Here is a 17,495-nt window from a genome sequence, read left to right as displayed (position 1 = left end):
AAATCTGTTAAAATTAATAATTTGTTAAAGGTTCTGTTGCTGAGGAAAAGCACGATTTGCTTCCTAAATTTTGGGTTAACAAATATGTGAACAATTTTGGTTAAAAAAAAATAAAACCCTATTGATTTTTTGAAAATATTGTTGTAAAGAATTTTCAAATCATAGATTAACGGCATAAAAATATAGATGAAATTAAATGAAGTTCACGTTCGGGTTCGCTACAGCGAAACGGACCAGATGGGAGTGGTGTATCACGGGAGTTATGTGCCCTATTTTGAAATAGGGCGCGTCGAATGGCTCAGAAATAGGGGGATTTCGTACAAAGCCCTCGAAGAAAGCGGGATTGCACTACCCATTGTATCCATGCATATCAATTATAAAAAACCCGCACGGTATGATGATTTGCTTACCATCACAACACGATTAAAACAATATAGTGGCGTGAAGATTGAATTTGATTGCGAAATCCGCAGTGAAAACGTTGAGTTATTAACAACTGCTCATTTTATACTCGTTTTTGTTGATGTCAAAACAGGGCGTCCTATTGTGCCACCAACCGAAGTTTTGAAAATCATGAACGCGGATAATTAATCCAAGCGTTGGATCTCAATTTCAAATAAGGAATTAAAAATGTCGAAGATACTTTCGGCATTTTTTTTTCGGGTAGCCACCACCACTTCACAACGCATTTCCATCGCCTGGGAAACCAATTCCAAATTCTTTTCCTTAATCACCCGCATTACTTTGTTGAGGTTTTTGTAGTCAAAAGTGACCTTAAATCGAACGTCAATCGTGCGCTCTTCAATTATTGAAGCCTCCAATGTCATTTGCGCCGAAGTGCGGTAGGCCGAAATCAAACCGCCCACTCCTAATTTGATCCCACCAAAAAAGCGCACCACCACGACCAAAACATTAGTTACGCCAAACGACTGAATTTGTCCATAAATAGGCATGCCCGCCGAATTCGAAGGTTCGCCATCATCGTTGGCGCGATAGCTGATTTTCTCCGTACCCAATTGATAGGCATAACAAAAATGAACCGCCCCCACATACTTCTTGCGCAACGTTTCCAAATGTTCCTTCACTTCAGCCTCCGTTTCTACCGGAAACGCATAGCCAAAAAACTTGCTGTGCTTCTCCTTATACAAGGTCTCTTCTGAAGGTGCCGCTAATGTGAGGTACGTATCATTCAAAATAAAATCGTTTGAGTCGGCAAAAATAGTAAGTTTCATCCGATTTTGGGCGTTGCCTTCGGCCAGGCTTTCGGGAGTCGCTACCCTCGTACCCTCGGGTGAGCTCCAACAATCCCTCAATCCTTAACGCGGGAAAGTGCTGATGTGCTAATGTGACAATGTGTCGATGAGGCAATGTGTCGATGAGTCGATGTGGAAAAGGGTGTAAAAGGGTGTAAAAGTGTAGAGGTTTTAAAAGATGAAACTTTAATAAGTGTATGTGATTTAAGGATTAATATTTTGTAAGTGAACCACTTACGATTTTAGTTTTTTGAACCTATAAAAAATAACCAATAGAAATAAAACAAAACAGCATATAAACCAGTGAAAACTAAAGATACATAGCATGCTGCTTCAATTGGATTCAAATCTTTATTTGCTTCACCCATAGAAACTGTCATTTCAAAAAATGTAGTCGCTAGAAACCAAGAAGTTAGAAACAGAAGGGAAGCTGAACAAAAAAATAATTTTTCTCTTTTTTTCATTTTGTTTTTAATAGTAGCGGTGTTTTTGATAGACAAAAGTTTTATTAAGATCACCTTTATCATTGGTTAACTCAGTACTGTACATCCAACACATTGAATAGATGTAAAAATATAAATCCAATAGACTAGAACGGAACATGTTGTAAATAAGAATAGCGAAACTCTCTTTTTTTATGTATAAAAAAATAATGCAGTCCGATAATCAGTAAAAGTATTGTGATTAAGCCCATACACATTACTATATAATCGCTCAATGCATTATGTTTGTTAACAGCATTTTTCACAGTAGAATAGAGTAAAATCCAGCAAATAAGATGGGTTGATACAGGGATTAGAACGAAAAGAAAATATTTTTTTAAAGACTTCATATAGTAATCAAGAAGTAAATTTCTTTGGCAATAAATCCAACGGCTAAAGTCTAAAGTCCAATGTCCAACGTCTAAATTCTAAACTCTACAACGGAAACTCCTTATGCTGGAACAGCTCGGTGACGTCTTCTTGACCCACTTGTAAATTCCAAACATACAAGCCCAATGCTTCTGCTGCATCCGTGTTTACTTTTTTGTCGTCAATGAATAAGGTGCGTTTGGGCGATAAATCGTACTTGTTGAGGATGTGATTGAAAATCTCGGGTTCCGGTTTGCGCATGCCCATTTCATAGGAGTAAAAGACTTTTTCAAAACAATTATAAAAGTCGGTGTAAAACGACATACCCACTTTGTGTTCAAATTTACTGATGTGAATCTCATCCGTATTGGTCAACAAAAACATGCGGTATTTGCCCGAAAGCATTTGTAAAAACTCCAAACGCTCCAAGGGGAATTCACCAATAATCGAATTCCAAGCATCACGAATCTCCAAAACTGAAGCATTCGGAATGTATTTATGAAAAGATTCCAAAAATTCTTGCTCCGAAATTTTTCCCTTCTCAAACAAGTCATTCTGTGCAATCAAATCGACTTTCGGACCGTCTAATCCCAATTTTTTAAACGCTTCAATTTGCGCTTCCTTCTCTAAATTGATGAAGATGTCTCCAAAGTCAAAAATAATGGCATCAATCATGACGGTAATATATTTTTAATTGATTCTCAACTATAGTTTCACTGTGCGCTACAGGAGCATTGAATTGCGGCGCAGCTAGGCCCGAACCCAAAGTAATCCCACTTTCAAACACCCTTGCTTCATCCCATAATCCTGCGTCAATAAAACTTTGTAAAGTTTTTTGACCGCCTTCGATGAGCACCGATTGCAGTCCTTTTTGAAATAAAATTCCTGCAATTTGTTGGGGGAGCGAACTATCAAATATACAATTTTGATAATCAACTTGGTTGGTTGCCGTCAAATTTTCTACTTCTGTAATGACAATAGTAGGTGTTTTTCCGTCTTTTACATGTAAGTCGGTACTAATTTTCCCACTGCGGTCCAAGACAATCCGCGTCGGATTCTGGCCCCACCAATCCCGAGTATCCAATTTCGGGTTGTCGTCCAAAACGGTTTGCGTGCCCACCAAAATCGCTTGCTCTTCACTGCGCCATTGATGGACCAACTGACGGGCATATCGGTTCGAAATCCAAACCGGTTCGCGCTTTTCTTTTGCCAAAGGCGCAATAAATCCATCCGCCGATTGGGCCCATTTTAATATAATATAAGGTCGTTGTTGGTTGTGAAAGGTGAAAAAGCGTTTGTTGAGTGCACGACATTCGTTTTCCAAAACGCCAACCGTCACATTTCTTCCCGCTGCGCGCAGTCGCTCAATACCTCTTCCAGCCACCGCTGCAAACGGATCAACCGTACCTACCACAATATTCGGAATGCCTTTTTCCAAAATTAAATCAGAACACGGCGGCGTTTTGCCAAAATGACTACAGGGTTCCAAACTCACATAAATCGTCGCCTCCTTCAAAAGTTCGGGATTTTTCACCGAACGAATAGCATGAACCTCCGCATGGGGTTCGCCCGCTTTTCGGTGCCAACCTTCCCCAATAATTTGGTCGTTGTGCACAAGCACACTGCCCACCATCGGATTCGGATATGTGGTGCCCAAGCCATTTTGCGCCAATTGAATGCAACGCTGTATGTATTTTTCATGTATCTTCACCCCACAAAAATACGATTACCCGAGCAATGAATTCCATATCCATTCGTAAAATTCGACAAAACGACAATCTTGCAATAGCCCGAGTGATTCGTGCCGTATTCGAACATGAGGGTTATCCGTTAACGGGAACCGCTTATGCCGATCCGCAATTGGATTTTTTGTTTGAAACTTATCAAGCGCCACAATCGGCTTATTTTGTGATCGAAGTGGAAGGAATAATTTGTGGGGGTTGTGGTGTTGCTCCACTTGAGAACGGTGCAGACGATACCTGCGAACTTCAAAAAATGTATGTGTTGCCCGACTATCGTGGTCGTGGCTTTGGGAATCAAATTATCCAACTCTGTTTAGAAGCGGCCAAAGCATTTGGATTTCAAAAATGCTATTTGGAAACCTTACCCGAAATGAAAGCCGCTCAACAAGTCTATCAAAGAATGGGTTTTGATTATCTTTGTGCACCACTTGGGAATACAGGTCATACCGGCTGTCCCGTGTGGATGCTGAAATCGCTTGCATAAATGGTGTTACTCCAACTCAAATCCCAGTTTCTTGACCGACTCACGCCTTTGTACGACGCAGAGGAAGTCGCGCGTTTTTTTGAATTGTTGTTAAACGCCATCGAATCCAAAAAGCGTATTGATTTGGCCTTGGATCCCCAACTCGAAACCCAACAACTGCCCCGCTGGAATCAAGCGATGGACGCCTTGGAACGTTTCGAACCAATACAATATATTCTAGGAGAAACTGAGTTTTTCGGACTCCCGTTTGAAGTGACACCGGCCACCTTAATTCCGCGTCCCGAAACCGAAGAATTGGTGGAATGGATACTGAAGGACGCCAATGCTGCCTCACTCTCCATCCTGGAAATCGGAACCGGTAGTGGCTGCATTCCCATTACATTGGCGAAACAGCTGCCTCATGCGCATGTCACATCTATCGATGTATCAACGGAAGCCCTTGCTATAGCCACGCGCAATGCCACGCGCAATGTGGTAAACGTGCAATTCATCCACCAAAGTGTTTTGGAAACCGAAGCACTAGAGACTTGTTTTGCTGATCAATTTTTTGATGTCATCGTTTCCAATCCGCCCTATGTGCGCCATTTGGAAAAACAGGAAATTCAACCCAATGTGCTCGAACATGAACCGCATCTCGCTTTGTTTGTTGAAGATGACGATGCGCTGTTGTTTTACCGTCACATCGGACAGTTGGCTCAAAACCATTTGAAAATAGGCGGGAAGTTGTATTTTGAAATCAACCAATACCTCGGAAAAGAAACGGTTGCGCTCTTGGAGCAACTGGGATTTCAAGGTGTAGAACTCCGGAAAGATCTTTTTGGAAACGATCGAATGATTCGTTGCGAACGCTAGTTATTCGTAACGTAAGGCTTCGACGGGGTCGAGTTTGGACGCCTTCAACGCAGGATACAATCCAGAAACCACTGCAACAATAAAACTGGTAATGACGGCCGTAATCATCGCCATCCAGGGAATGGTAAAGTCAAAATCCAAAAGCGAGGCAAAAAGATAGCCTATCAACATTCCTAAAATCATTCCAACTAAACCTCCCAATTGGCCAATCACCAGCGTTTCCATAAAAAACTGCCACGCAATCGTACTGCGTTTGGCCCCCAAGGATTTGCGCACCCCGATTTCGCGGGTACGTTCGGTGACCGAAACAATCATGATGTTCATCAAGGCAATCGACGAACCTAAAATGGTAATGAGTCCGATCACAAAGGCCGAAATATTCAATGTTCCCGTCATTTCTGCAATGCGTTGCACCAAATCGTCACTGCGGGAAATTCCAAAGTTATTATCCTCAACCGGATTCAAATGACGCACACGTCGCATCGTTAATCGCGCATTGTCAATGGCTGCATCCAAAATTTCTTTGCGGGAAACCATGGTGCTGATCGTATAATTGATAGAAGGTGCTGAAAAGAGTGAGCGCGCAATTTGTATCGGAATCATCACCCGTTGGTCTTGGTTGTTGCCAAAGGTCGACCCCTTTTCTTTCAATACGCCAATGACGCGGAATTTAGCGCCCCGAACCGAGATAATTTGGTCGATGGGATTTACGTTTTTCAATAATCCGTCCTTCACAAACGCATTCCCCACCAAACATACATAGCGGTTGTTGGCAACGTCAAACACGTTGAAGTTTCTACCCTGAATCACCTCCGAGCCTGTGTTGGGAACATAAAACTCGTCCACACCCAAAACGGAAATGGACGGATCCGTTTTTTCGTTTTCAAATTTGATTTCTGCCTTGGCAGTAGCCGTAAAATACACCGCCGTTTGCGTAGCAGGATACTCGAATTTTTCCTTAAACGCTTTGGCTTCAGGATAGGAAATAATCGGATTGATTTGCTCCACTTCGCCACCGCCACGACGCCGGTTTTTGAATTCGTATTGGTTGATGTTGAAGGTGTTCGAACCCATGGCGGCAAATTTAGAGTTCAGCGTATTGTCCAAAGCCGAAACCACCGACAAGATGCCCACCAAGGCCATAATCCCGAGGGCGATAATCAAAATAGTTAAGATGGTACGCAAGAGTTGGGAACGAATCGAACCCAAAGCGATTTTTATATTTTCTCTAAAAACTCCGTTCATGGTGACCATAAGTAACGAAAATACGGATTTTGTTACAGATTTTCTTCTTCAATTTTATTGGGGCGTTGGCCGGGCTTTCGGGAGTCGCTACCCTCGTATCCTCGGGTGAGCTCCAACAATCCCTCAATCCCTAACGCAACGGTGCAAAAAATCGCGAAATGGAAATTGTTGAAGTCTCGGTTTTTAAACTCCTTGAAATGTCCGATATTTGCAGCCAAATTCTATTTAAAAGTATTCAAAATGGCACAGAAACCAGGACTTCCCACAGGAACTCGGGATTTATCTCCCGCTGAAGTAGCAAAACGCAACTACATCATGTCGGTCATGCGCCATCATTTTGAATGTTTTGGATACCAACCTATTGAAACACCTTCGTTTGAAAATGCTTCCACTTTAATGGGGAAATACGGCGAAGAAGGCGACCGGTTGATTTTTAAAATCTTGAATAGTGGCAATTATTTCTACGATAAAAACCGTATTGAATTACCGGAATCGTTGGATGCTTTATTGTCGAATTCAGCGGAGACCATAACCTTGGAGCAACGTATCGAATTGAACCGTTTTACGGCTAAAATTTCGGATAAAGCATTGCGTTACGACTTGACCGTACCTTTTGCACGGTATGTGGTAATGAACCAAAATGCCTTGGCGTTTCCGTTTAAGCGCTACCAAATGCAACCCGTTTGGCGCGCCGACAAACCGCAAAAAGGACGTTACCGTGAATTTTACCAATGCGATGCCGATGTCGTTGGGTCAACTTCGCTTTGGCAAGAAGTCGAGTTGGTGCAACTGTACGATGCCGTTTTTGCCGAATTGGGATTGAACGGCGTAACTATCAAAATCAACAACCGTAAAATACTTTCTGGAATTGCTGAGGTGATTGGCGCTTCGGATAAGTTGATTGATTTTACAGTGGCTTTGGATAAATTGGATAAAATCGGGGAAGACGGCGTGAAAAAAGAAATGTTGGAAAAAGGCATTTCCGAAGCGGCGCTCACTTTGGTGCAGCCGTTGTTTTCTTTTAAGGGTTCGACCACCGAAAAACTCACCCAATTGGAACAACTTTTGGCCCAATCCGAAGAAGGGATGAAAGGGGTAGAAGAGTTGCGATTTATTACAGAACAGGTATTGCAATTGGGCTTACAACAAGCGCAATTGGATTTGGATGTCACGTTAGCCCGTGGATTGAATTATTATACAGGAGCTATTTTTGAAGTAGCGGCACCAGCAGGCGTAAAAATGGGTTCGATAGGCGGTGGCGGTCGCTACGACGACTTAACCGGCATCTTCGGATTGAAAAATGTGAGTGGGGTAGGAATTTCCTTTGGATTGGACCGCATTTATTTGGTGTTGGAAGAACTGGGCTTGTTCCCAGAAACGATTACTTCGGCGCCGAAGTTGTTGTTTTTTAATAATGGGCCTGAGCAGGCCGTCGCAGCGATGCAGGCGGTAACTGCATTGCGCAAAGCGGGCGTTCGTACTGAATTGTACCCGGATGCGGCCAAATTGGATAAGCAATTTAAATTTGCAGAAAAACGCGGTATTCCCTTTGTGGTTCGCGGCATAGAAGGCAACGTGTATTCGGTAAAAAATATTGCCTCGGGTGAGGTGTTGACTATCGACTTGGAGCAATTGAAGGCTTTATAATTGAACCTAAAAAAATAGTTGAAACCACGTGAGCACCACGTGGTTTTTTTTTGGATGGAAAATGCGTAAAGGAATTCGGTACTTGTCATTTAGCCCCGATGGAAGCGGCATCCCCGTAACGGAGTGGAGGGATAGAGCGTACAGCGGGAAGGCACTGGAATGAAAGCAAGGCGACTGCTCCAAAAGATAAAAGCCACGCTAATCAGGCGTGGCTTTATCGTCGTCAAATCAAAATTGTTTAAACCCTAATTAAAAACAATCTTTTTCGATGTGGTTCCTTTGTCGGACACTACTTTGGTGATGTAGGTTCCGCTGCTGATTCCGTTAACCGGAATTTCGATGTGTGATTGGTCTTGGCCATTCACTTTGAAGGTCATTACTTCTTGACCCAGCATGTTGTAAAGGATCACTTTATGGATTGTAGCATCGGCTACATTATTTTTGATGGTCAACACATCATTGGAAGAAGTGTAGACTACTTGAATGCTATTTTCGTTGTTGAAATCGGTGTTGTTCAACGCGGTTGTATCTTTGAATGTCAAAACGAATCGGTTGTCGGTGTTGCCTTGGGGCACTTCCACGATGTACGGATCGTTGGTGATGTCATGGAATACGCCGTCTTGGTTGTCCAAGATATAGTAGCGTTGTGAGGCGGGAAGGTTTTCCACTTCGTCAATCATGAATTTGATTTCGCCGGTCACATACGCCTTCACTCCGATAGGATACATTTTATTCACATTGAAATAATCGTCCCCTTGGATAGCCAGGTTTGTTCCTGCCGTTTTAAAGTACACATCGTTAGGTTGGTTGTCGATACTTACGGCATCATACCCATAGTCTAATGCTGGTGTGGCTAAATTTTCCATGAAACCTAGCAAGATATTACGGTGGTAATTGTCTTTGGAAGTCATACCCAATCGAACTCGAACGTATTGATCATTGGTGATAGGATCTTCTTCATTGTTACCTAGATAGCTTGTGGTTGTATTTGCCGTTTTGAACATACTGTTGGATGAGCCATTGGTTTCTTTGATGAATGCACGTTGGCCATTAGTAAACGTAATGGTTCCGCCGGTTGCATTACCGACTACAAAGAATCCTTGTCCCACTGGAATATAGCGTTGCGGTACGCGGCTACTGTTTCCTACCCCGTTGATTCCGGCTGGCGCTGAAGGTCCGACACCACCAACTAAATTACGCACTGAGTATCCACCTTGGTACGCTGATAAATTGTGGGAGTTGTTATTTGCGGCATGTTCCCAGAAGTACAATGTTCCAGTAATCGAACTTGTGTTGGCATTGATGAACAAGTTGGCATCAATAGCTGACGGATACGGATTACCGGTCAAGTTCAAGTTGGAAGGTGCTACTGTAGTAGTAACTGTACCGTTGTTGGGTTTTCCTACGAAAGTCAAGTTTTGGTTGGGACCTGTTGCCCCACTTCCTTTTAAGGTAAATCCTTGGGCGGGATATAATGTCCCGTTTGGTCCAACCGATTGCCAGTTGGCGTAAGTATTCGTTAAGTTTTGGAATTTAAAAATCCAATAGCTACTTAAGGTGATCGGAGAAGTGGCTGCGCCATCGAGTCCGCTCGTCCAAGTAATATTTTGTGGCGTTGAAGTAGTACCATCTTTTACTACACCGGCTACAGTAAATGCACCGTTGTTGGTTGTGGTGTTGATGGCGGCTACGGGGGAACTCCAGTAGTTGTAATTGTAGATGTTTTTGGTACCTTGTTGGTCGCGTTCAATAGAACCGGCGCTAGTTACTTCAAGGTCACTAGAGTTGGTTTGAATTAATTGCGAACGGCCTGCTAAATCAAGAACACCATCCAGTTTTAAGTACCAGGCATTTTGCATTTTGGTATCGTTGTTCATGGTGACACGTACACTAGAATTGATGACCATAGCCAAATCGGTTGAATTGCTGGTTTCGGTAATGTTATGACGCACGTCGATGATGTTCCAATCGAAGTTGAGTACATCGGCACCGTCGATATCTTTGGTAGTATCGGTAATGGCTGTGGCAAAGTCACCCGTGCGAACCGTTACATAGGGCATTGGAGCTTCTTGTGTTGCGATTACTTTATGGTTGTAAATTTTTAAACCAGTTCCTGTGTCGATTCCAGGTGTCACAAAATTATCAGCGATGTCGTCTTTAAAGGCATCCATACGGTAGTAGCGAATCAAGTTAGCATAAGGAAGGGATTCGATATCTTTTGGGATGAATGTTCCTCGAACTTGCGATCCATTACTTTGGATTTCTTGGTTGATCATGCGTTGTACTTTAGTATCTGACATGTTTACGTTGAATACACGTACTTCATCCATTTTACCATTGAAATAGGTATTGGTATTGGTTGGGTTTTTTCCTAAGGTAAAGTTGGAAGTATCGGCACTAATAGCACCACTCACCGAGAAGGTTTGTGGGTCGCCATTGAGGTAAATCGTTAAACTTCCACCACCATAAGTGGCTGCAACGTGGTACCATTTGCTTCTGCTTAAAGCGGCTGTATTGGTGTAGGTAAAAGTTGTACCATTGATCACTACTTGTAAAGCGCGACTGCTATTTACTTTGATATGGAAATTGGATTGGCCCATAACGATTCCATCGGTTGAGAATGTAGGGGCAAGGTCGATCCAAGCCATTAAAGTAGCATTGGATAAGCCACCTAAAATGGGGCTGTCTTCCGCATAATCGTTACGTCCGTCAAAGTTGAGGTAAAGTTTTTGATCCAAATTTCTTGGAGAACCTGTTACGGATGTATTGGAATCAAATGTGTCTAATAAACCGTCTTCGTCAGCATCTGCAGTACCATTGATTCTACCGTTGTTATCGGTGTCGAGAGCGGCGAATAATCCGGTGGCCACATCGTTTGTTCCGTCATTATTGGAATCCAAATCTAAAACATCTGCGGTTCCATCATTATCGGTGTCTTGCGCATAGGCTTTGCCGTTTGTCCCATATCCTGTATAATTATCATGAATGTTCATGATTCCGTCTCCATCAGCATCTAAAAAGTCTCCTTTTCCATCGCCATTGACATCGCCATCACCGTTTAATAAACCAGCTTCATCAATATCAAATAATGAGTCATTGTCACTATCTAAATCAATATAATTAGGTACAACGTCGCCATCACTATTTAAAACCGTATAGGAAGGTGCCGCTAAAGTTGCTTCGATATAATCATTCAAACCGTTGGCATTGGCATCAGCCCATAATGAAGCATTGGTTTTATCCATGGTGGAAGATTGATTACTGTAGGCTTTAAATCCGGCTTCTTCAATATCGGGTGTACCGTCGTTATCGGAATCTAAATCGCTAATGTCCGCTACACCATCGGCATCGGTATCGACGCAACTTTGGTTAATTGTAATTTGAATATCGTCGATAAAGTTACCTACAGATTGGTCACCAGTAGCAGTTGGTCCTGCTTGAAAGGTAATTACAATTTGGCGCATACCCGTTGGTATTGTATACGTTCCTGCATATAATCCCCAGGCAGTATTGCTGTCAGTCAATGTTAGAACAGGTGTTGACGCTAATGCATTGGCTAATGAATTTCCAATTTTCATATAAGCCGTATCCGTGCCTACACGACCGCGGTGTCTTACCGAATAGGTAATGGTTCCGCCAGCGCCATTCAAACAAAATGTTTGATAGAGTACGCCGGGGACATTCGCATTTAATTCTGCAAATTGATTTCCAGCAAAAGCATTTACACCATTAAAACCAGAACTCCATATTTCGATCACATTTTCAGCACTGGTTTGCCAACCTGTAACTGAGGCTGTAGGGACAAATGAGTAAGTTGATGCACCAATTACTGGGGTTTCAAAACTACCATTTTGAAAGGGGTCTATGGTACATGTACGGCACTCAGAAAGGTCGCTAATACCGTCGTTGTCATCATCGGTATCGATACTTACATCAATGCCGTCACCATCGATATCGGTGATACCTGTACCTTGAATAGAAAACGTATAAGGGTTTTCATTTTGGTCATTATTAACAATATTAATGATTGCATTACGTGTTCCAGTTGCAGATGGATTAAAAACGATGGTAAATGTTGTCGAACTATTAACTGCGACTGTAGTGGCTGGTGGTGTTCCAATAGAGAAATCACTTGCATTGGCTCCAGAGAAACTAATTGTTCCAATAGTTAAAGGTGCCGTTGAAGATAGGTTGCGCAATTGAAAGGTTTTTGAAATACTTCCTACGGCAACATCGTTGGAACCAATGATGGTAAAATCTGAAGTAGATGGGGTTGAATCTCCATTTCCGATGGCAACGTTATTACCACGAATATCAATTTCGGGATAATCAACAGTAGCAACTACTAAAGTTCGTGTAGCACTTACACAGGTTCCATTTACAGCTTCTGCATAATAATTGGTTGAAGTACTAATGGAGGGTGTTGTGAATGTAGTTCCAGTTCCTAAAATACTTCCTCCAGAGGAATTTGCATACCAATTCACAGTTCCATAATTTGCTGTGGCGCCAAGTGTAACAGTTCCCGCTCCAAAAGTAGTGCCGGGTGTTGTTCCCGTAATACTAGGACGGATATCAATATAATTTGTCAATGCACTGGAGGTGCGAAAAACACGACAGTTGCCTGAAAGCGCATAAGATAATATACGATAGTGGATGTAATTGCACAAAGCACTAACGTCATCGGTAAATGTTGTACTGGATCTTCCATTGTTTAGCGCAACGATAGTCCATGAACCTAAAGTCTGCCCAATACTATAGTTGGTGTAATTGGTAGGATTGGTCGTTGCTGGAGCTGAAGTAGTAGTACTTGTGGCTCTTAAAATGAGATATCCACCAGCAGTTGTATTAGAGGCTTGCGTAAAGGACCCATTTATGGAAGTACCATTAAAGCTTAAATTAAGTGCTGTTGGTTGAACAGTTGGGGTGGATAATGAAGTAGAAGCAGGAGCAGAAACAGTTCCTGATCCACTTGGAACAACTCCAAGAATTAATCCATTTCCTGAACCACCTATGGTTCCATTATTTGTAAATGTGCCTCCTGTGTTTAAGTAATTACATGCTGTTGAACTACCTCCAGTAATCGTAGCGCCTGTATTATTAACTATTGATCCAGCTGTTATTGAACCTTGAATACTTAAATTACCATTATTGCTGAGACTACCTGAAAGAACTGTTGTTCCGCCTAACTGTACAGAACCTCCACTGTTGATTGTTAATCCGGAGAGATTCATTGAACCGTAATTATTAAAAGTAGTACCAGAATTAATGTTGATTGAACTTGTTAATGAGATACTACCTGTCGCTGCATTGGTAAATGATGTTCCCGAGTTGAAATTCAAATTGGAAGTATTCGAGAACGTTCCGTTATTTATTATAGTCCAATTCCCATTGTAGTTGGGGGCTGTTGACGGGTTGTAGTTCACACCCGTTCCAATACAAAGGGTGTTACCATTAAAATTGTTAAGCCTTCCCGTAAAATTACCTGTTCCTGTGATACATACCGTTTGTCCCGCTGTAAGGTTGTAGGTAGTATTGTTGGGAACCGTTATGGTTAAATTACATCCACTGCATTGCGCATTTAGGGTTTGCGAGAGTAATGTAATTAATACTATGAAGTGCAGTTTAAGAGCAATTGCTTTCATAACATTTAAGTTGTTTTTTGTTTTGATTTGATTTGACGGTTCAAAGATATATAGGTAAAAGCGTATAAATTCGATAAAATGCATAAAAAATCGATGAAATACACAAAAATGAAATTATAAGAAAAAAATTCTTACAATAAATTAAAATAAAATTGTAAGTTGATTTGTAGGAAAGAGAGTGGAAGGGTAAGATAATTTGTATAAAAACAAAAAAGCAGCCTGAAATTCAGACTGCTTTTTACTAGTAGCGAGGACGGGAGTTGAACCCGTGACCTCAGGGTTATGAATCCTGCGCTCTAACCGACTGAGCTACCTCGCCAGGACAATGCAAAGCGTTTGCTAATGCGGGTGCAAATATATAATTAATCTATATGTCTGCAAATAAATACCGCCAAAAAAAAAATTTTTTTTAAAGTGAAAATTCTTAAATAAATTATATATTTCGAAAAATTTTATTTTATGGCACAAAAGGTACGTTACGAAATCGAGTTCCCCATCAACTCGTCACCTCAATTGCTTTATCAATACATTTCTACGCCATCAGGTTTACAAGAATGGTTTGCCAATACCGTTAATTCTCGCGGTGAATTTTTTACATTTCATTGGGATGATACGGAAGAAAATGCACGTTTAGCTTCTAAAAAAACAGGAGAGAAAGTTCGATTCAAATGGGTAGATGATAATAAAAAAGATACCGAGTACTTTTTTGAGTTACGCATATTAGAAGATGAAATTACCAAAGATGTTTCCTTAATGGTTATCGACTTTGCAGAAGAAGATGAGGTCGATGAATCCAAACAATTGTGGGAAAATCAAATTTCCGATTTGAAACACGTTATAGGTTCGGTATAATCTCATTTCAATAAAGTATATTTGTCCCTCCAAAAAAGAGGGATTTTTTTATGCTTAATTTCAACGGAACCTTAACCGATAGTCTACCTGTTAGTGCCTCCAATCGAGGCCTACTCTATGGCGATGCTTTGTTTGAAACTGTTCGCGTAACCGCGCAAAAAGTACATTTTGCGGAAGATCATTATTTTCGATTAATGGCTTCGATGCGAATTTTACGTATGCGTATTCCCGCTAATTTTACCCTGGAATATTTTGAAGAACAACTGCTATCCGTAGTACAAACCAACGGAGCTTTCCGTGTGCGAATGACTGTTTTTCGAAATGAAGGAGGGCGTTATACTCCCAAAACCAATACCGTTTCATTTTTTGTAAGCGCTGAAGAATTGGAAAATGAGCAATTCGGACTTAACACAACGCCTTGTGAAGTCGATTTATACAAAGATTTCCACGTAACAAAACATTTATTGTCTACTTTAAAGACGAACAATCGATTAATTAATATCGTTGGGTCAGTCTATGCACAAGAAAACGGACTGGATAATTGTTTGTTAGTCAATGAAGCTAAAAATGTAGTGGAAACCCTCAACGGGAATTTATTTATGGTAATGGGCGATACCGTGACAACACCGCCTTTATCGGAAGGATGTTTGAACGGCATTATGCGAAAACAAGTGTTGCAAATTGGGAAAAAAATAGAAGGATTGCATTGGGTCGAAGCACCGATTTCTCCTTTTGATTTGCAAAAAGCCGACGAATTGTTTTATACGAATAGCATTCAAGGAATACAATCCATTACCAAATATCGTAAAAAGGAATACGGAAATACAGTGGCGCAACAGCTAGTCCAAGCGCTAAATGAACTAGTTTAGAATCGGATTTTCAGGCGCATTGGACCAAATTAAATAATCACCTCCCAATTCCATGATTTTTTCTTTCCAAAAATCATTCGAGGATTTGCCTAATATTTTATTTTCATAGGTATTGGTGCAGATAATCCAGGAATTGACTTGCAATTCACTCTCCAATTGTTGGGCTCCCCACCCCGTATAGCCTAAGAAAAACCGAATCGAATCCCGTTGAATCGTTCCGTTATTGATCAATTCTTTGGTTAATTCAAAATCGCCTCCCCAATAAATCCCATGGGAAATTTCGATACTATTTGGAAGTAAATCGGGAATAGTATGAATAAAGTATAAGTTGTCCTGCTCCACCGGTCCACCATTATACACTTCAAATGAGGATTCGATCTCTGGAATTAAATCGTTGATGGAATAATTTAAGGGCTTGTTTAAGATAAAACCCACCGAACCTTCATCGTTATGGTCAGCTAGCAAAATCACCGATCGATTGAAAGATATGTCGCCTATAATCGAGGGTTCCGCAATTAAAAGTTGGCCTTTATGGAGTTTTTCGGAGATCATTTAACAAGCAATTTTAACTAAAATTACAAAAAAAATCTTCCGATTCCAATTTGAGGCAAAAAAAATCCCGATCGAAATCGGGATTAATTTATAGAATATAGGTCTAGAATTAGTTTACAGAACCTTCTAATTCAGCACCAGCTTTAAATTTCACTACATTTTTAGCAGCGATTTTGATCGTTTTACCAGTTTGTGGATTTCTTCCTTCACGAGCAGCTCTTTTAGAAACTGACCATGATCCGAAACCTACTAAAGAAACTCTACCACCTTTTTTCAAAGTAGCTCCTACGTTTCCTAAAAATGACTCTAAAGCTAATTTAGCAGCTGCTTTAGAAATTCCAGCATCAGCAGCAATTGCATCGATTAATTCTGACTTGTTCATAATAATAGTTATTAATTGTTGGTTAAACTTAATTGTTAATCAAAACAAATTTAATAGAAAATCCACAGCACGCAAGCCTTTACCTTTATTTTCGCTTATTTTGTTGATAACTCAAGTGTTTTGTTGATAAGGTGTCGTCAAAACGTCGGAATCGCCCGTTAACAGCGGACTTGTCGCTAAAAAGCACTGCAATTTTCACTAAATTTCATTCCATTTAAAATTTCAACCGCCACCATTTGTTTTTTACCTGGAAATTGTAACCGAATCAAATTCAAAAATCCGTCGTTAACCGCAATTTTGATTTCTTTCTTTCCAGTAACCCAAGTTCCAGGTGCCAAATTGTGCGTTTCTGGTTCCCATGACGCTTCATAAATTTTTACATTCCACTCTAGTTCACCATCCTTTACCATACACCAAGCTGCCGGATACGGCGATAAACCGCGAATTTGATTGTAGAGTGCCATACCCGATTGGGTAAAATCCAATTTACAATTCTCTTTATTTAATTTGTACGCCGTTTTAATATCGGGAGTATCGGTTTGAAGGGTCGTCGTCACCGTACTGTTTTGAATTTGATCCAAAGTCTCAACCACCGCTTCACATCCCAATGCCATCAATCGATCGTGTAAACTTCCTGCGTTTTCCTTAGGATCGATCGCCGTGGTTTTTGCTAAGATCATCGCGCCTGTGTCAATTTTGTCATCGATAAAAAAGGTGGTCACGCCCGTTTCTTTTTCACCGTTAATAATAGCCCAGTTAATCGGTGCCGCTCCGCGGTAGTTGGGAAGTAACGACGCGTGTAAATTAAACGTACCCAATTCTGGCATGCGCCAAACGACCTCGGGTAACATGCGGAAGGCAACCACCACTTGAACGTTGGCATTTAATGCAGCCAATTCTTGTACAAAAATTGGATCTTTCAAATTGGTCGGCTGCAACAAATGCAATCCCTTCTCCAAAGCATATTCTTTTACTGCCGAATATTTCACTTGCTGTCCACGCCCTGCCGGTTTGTCCACCGCCGTAATTACACCAACTACGTTATAATTGTTTTTTAAAATCGTATCGAGAATCCCCACTGCAAATTCTGGAGTTCCCATAAAAACTATGCGCAAATCATTCAT

15 protein-coding genes and 1 tRNA gene are annotated in these 17,495 nt (G+C 41.2%); 6 read left to right on the top strand and 10 right to left on the bottom strand.

What is annotated here, in order from left to right; all coding sequences use genetic code 11:
• The first annotated feature begins 186 nt into the window (after nt 1-186).
• Nucleotides 187-591, top strand: a complete 405-nt coding sequence (locus OLM45_RS13225; RefSeq protein ID WP_264510905.1) for an acyl-CoA thioesterase — start codon at nt 187-189, stop codon at nt 589-591.
• On the opposite strand, the gene OLM45_RS13220 is transcribed toward OLM45_RS13225, so the two are convergent.
• From OLM45_RS13220 to ribD, 4 genes are all read right to left on the bottom strand, one after another.
• Nucleotides 588-1,232 carry an IMPACT family protein gene (locus tag OLM45_RS13220; RefSeq protein WP_264510902.1) on the bottom strand — a complete coding sequence of 215 codons (645 nt, stop codon included), beginning with the start codon at nt 1,230-1,232 and terminating at the stop codon, nt 588-590. The genes OLM45_RS13225 and OLM45_RS13220 overlap by 4 nt on opposite strands.
• 263 nt (nt 1,233-1,495) lie before the next feature.
• On the bottom strand, nt 1,496-1,717 hold the full coding sequence (locus OLM45_RS13215) for a hypothetical protein (protein WP_264510900.1): 222 nt from the start codon (nt 1,715-1,717) through the stop codon (nt 1,496-1,498).
• Between the two features lie 453 nt (nt 1,718-2,170).
• A complete protein-coding gene (locus tag OLM45_RS13210; RefSeq protein WP_264510898.1) occupies nt 2,171-2,779 on the bottom strand; it encodes an HAD family hydrolase in 609 nt (202 codons plus the stop codon).
• Nucleotides 2,772-3,815: a bifunctional diaminohydroxyphosphoribosylaminopyrimidine deaminase/5-amino-6-(5-phosphoribosylamino)uracil reductase RibD gene (ribD, locus tag OLM45_RS13205; protein ID WP_264510896.1), complete on the bottom strand. Its 1,044-nt coding sequence runs from the start codon at nt 3,813-3,815 to the stop codon at nt 2,772-2,774. The genes OLM45_RS13210 and ribD overlap by 8 nt, the downstream gene beginning before the upstream one ends.
• 26 nt (nt 3,816-3,841) lie before the next feature.
• On the opposite strand from ribD, the gene OLM45_RS13200 reads away from it, so the two are divergent.
• Both OLM45_RS13200 and prmC read left to right on the top strand, forming a co-directional pair.
• Nucleotides 3,842-4,330, top strand: coding sequence for a GNAT family N-acetyltransferase (locus OLM45_RS13200; protein ID WP_264510893.1), 489 nt, complete (start codon nt 3,842-3,844; stop codon nt 4,328-4,330).
• Nucleotides 4,331-5,182, top strand: a complete 852-nt coding sequence (gene prmC / locus OLM45_RS13195; protein WP_264510891.1) for a peptide chain release factor N(5)-glutamine methyltransferase — start codon at nt 4,331-4,333, stop codon at nt 5,180-5,182.
• Here prmC and OLM45_RS13190 read toward each other — a convergent pair whose 3' ends face one another.
• Nucleotides 5,183-6,427, bottom strand: a complete 1,245-nt coding sequence (locus OLM45_RS13190; RefSeq protein WP_264510889.1) for an ABC transporter permease — start codon at nt 6,425-6,427, stop codon at nt 5,183-5,185. It lies immediately after the preceding gene.
• A 240-nt stretch (nt 6,428-6,667) separates the two neighbouring features.
• Here OLM45_RS13190 and hisS point away from each other — a divergent pair, with 240 nt between their 5' ends.
• Nucleotides 6,668-8,074, top strand: coding sequence for a histidine--tRNA ligase (gene hisS / locus OLM45_RS13185; protein ID WP_264510887.1), 1,407 nt, complete (start codon nt 6,668-6,670; stop codon nt 8,072-8,074).
• A gap of 245 nt (nt 8,075-8,319) precedes the next feature.
• On the opposite strand, the gene OLM45_RS13180 is transcribed toward hisS, so the two are convergent.
• Both OLM45_RS13180 and OLM45_RS13175 read right to left on the bottom strand, forming a co-directional pair.
• Complete coding sequence (locus OLM45_RS13180) at nt 8,320-13,716, bottom strand: LamG-like jellyroll fold domain-containing protein (RefSeq protein ID WP_264510885.1); 5,397 nt, start codon at nt 13,714-13,716, stop codon at nt 8,320-8,322.
• A gap of 245 nt (nt 13,717-13,961) precedes the next feature.
• A tRNA-Met gene (locus OLM45_RS13175) sits at nt 13,962-14,035 on the bottom strand.
• A gap of 140 nt (nt 14,036-14,175) precedes the next feature.
• Here OLM45_RS13175 and OLM45_RS13170 point away from each other — a divergent pair.
• Complete coding sequence (locus OLM45_RS13170) at nt 14,176-14,568, top strand: START-like domain-containing protein (protein ID WP_129461359.1); 393 nt, start codon at nt 14,176-14,178, stop codon at nt 14,566-14,568.
• A gap of 50 nt (nt 14,569-14,618) precedes the next feature.
• Entirely contained in the window at nt 14,619-15,437 is an 819-nt protein-coding gene (locus OLM45_RS13165; RefSeq protein ID WP_264510882.1) for an aminotransferase class IV, read from the top strand.
• Here OLM45_RS13165 and OLM45_RS13160 read toward each other — a convergent pair.
• The 3 genes from OLM45_RS13160 to fmt form a co-directional block, all read right to left on the bottom strand.
• On the bottom strand, nt 15,429-15,989 hold the full coding sequence (locus tag OLM45_RS13160) for a YqgE/AlgH family protein (protein ID WP_264510880.1): 561 nt from the start codon (nt 15,987-15,989) through the stop codon (nt 15,429-15,431). The genes OLM45_RS13165 and OLM45_RS13160 overlap by 9 nt on opposite strands.
• A 109-nt stretch (nt 15,990-16,098) precedes the next feature.
• Nucleotides 16,099-16,371, bottom strand: coding sequence for an HU family DNA-binding protein (locus tag OLM45_RS13155; protein WP_073363284.1), 273 nt, complete (start codon nt 16,369-16,371; stop codon nt 16,099-16,101).
• 176 nt (nt 16,372-16,547) lie between these two features.
• Nucleotides 16,548-17,495 (bottom strand): methionyl-tRNA formyltransferase, encoded by a 948-nt coding sequence (gene fmt, locus OLM45_RS13150; RefSeq protein WP_264510878.1) that lies wholly within the window; start codon nt 17,493-17,495, stop codon nt 16,548-16,550.

The sequence above is a fragment of the Flavobacterium sp. N1719 genome (assembly GCF_025947045.1).
Taxonomy (GTDB): domain Bacteria; phylum Bacteroidota; class Bacteroidia; order Flavobacteriales; family Flavobacteriaceae; genus Flavobacterium; species Flavobacterium stagni.
This window is presented reverse-complemented; position numbering and strand designations above follow the sequence as displayed.

Excerpts from the sequence above, each read along its gene's own strand:
- OLM45_RS13200 (WP_264510893.1), top strand. The coding sequence starts at position 3,842 with ATGAATTCCATATCCATTCGTAAAATTCGACAAAACGACAATCTTGCA.
- OLM45_RS13180 (WP_264510885.1), bottom strand. The coding sequence starts at position 13,716 with ATGAAAGCAATTGCTCTTAAACTGCACTTCATAGTATTAATTACATTA.
- OLM45_RS13220 (WP_264510902.1), bottom strand. The coding sequence starts at position 1,232 with ATGAAACTTACTATTTTTGCCGACTCAAACGATTTTATTTTGAATGAT.
- OLM45_RS13170 (WP_129461359.1), top strand. The coding sequence starts at position 14,176 with ATGGCACAAAAGGTACGTTACGAAATCGAGTTCCCCATCAACTCGTCA.
- OLM45_RS13160 (WP_264510880.1), bottom strand. The coding sequence starts at position 15,989 with ATGATCTCCGAAAAACTCCATAAAGGCCAACTTTTAATTGCGGAACCC.
- OLM45_RS13190 (WP_264510889.1), bottom strand. The coding sequence starts at position 6,427 with ATGAACGGAGTTTTTAGAGAAAATATAAAAATCGCTTTGGGTTCGATT.
- fmt (WP_264510878.1), bottom strand. The coding sequence starts at position 17,495 with ATGAATGATTTGCGCATAGTTTTTATGGGAACTCCAGAATTTGCAGTG.
- OLM45_RS13215 (WP_264510900.1), bottom strand. The coding sequence starts at position 1,717 with ATGAAAAAAAGAGAAAAATTATTTTTTTGTTCAGCTTCCCTTCTGTTT.
- OLM45_RS13165 (WP_264510882.1), top strand. The coding sequence starts at position 14,619 with ATGCTTAATTTCAACGGAACCTTAACCGATAGTCTACCTGTTAGTGCC.
- prmC (WP_264510891.1), top strand. The coding sequence starts at position 4,331 with ATGGTGTTACTCCAACTCAAATCCCAGTTTCTTGACCGACTCACGCCT.
- hisS (WP_264510887.1), top strand. The coding sequence starts at position 6,668 with ATGGCACAGAAACCAGGACTTCCCACAGGAACTCGGGATTTATCTCCC.
- OLM45_RS13210 (WP_264510898.1), bottom strand. The coding sequence starts at position 2,779 with ATGATTGATGCCATTATTTTTGACTTTGGAGACATCTTCATCAATTTA.
- OLM45_RS13155 (WP_073363284.1), bottom strand. The coding sequence starts at position 16,371 with ATGAACAAGTCAGAATTAATCGATGCAATTGCTGCTGATGCTGGAATT.
- OLM45_RS13225 (WP_264510905.1), top strand. The coding sequence starts at position 187 with ATGAAATTAAATGAAGTTCACGTTCGGGTTCGCTACAGCGAAACGGAC.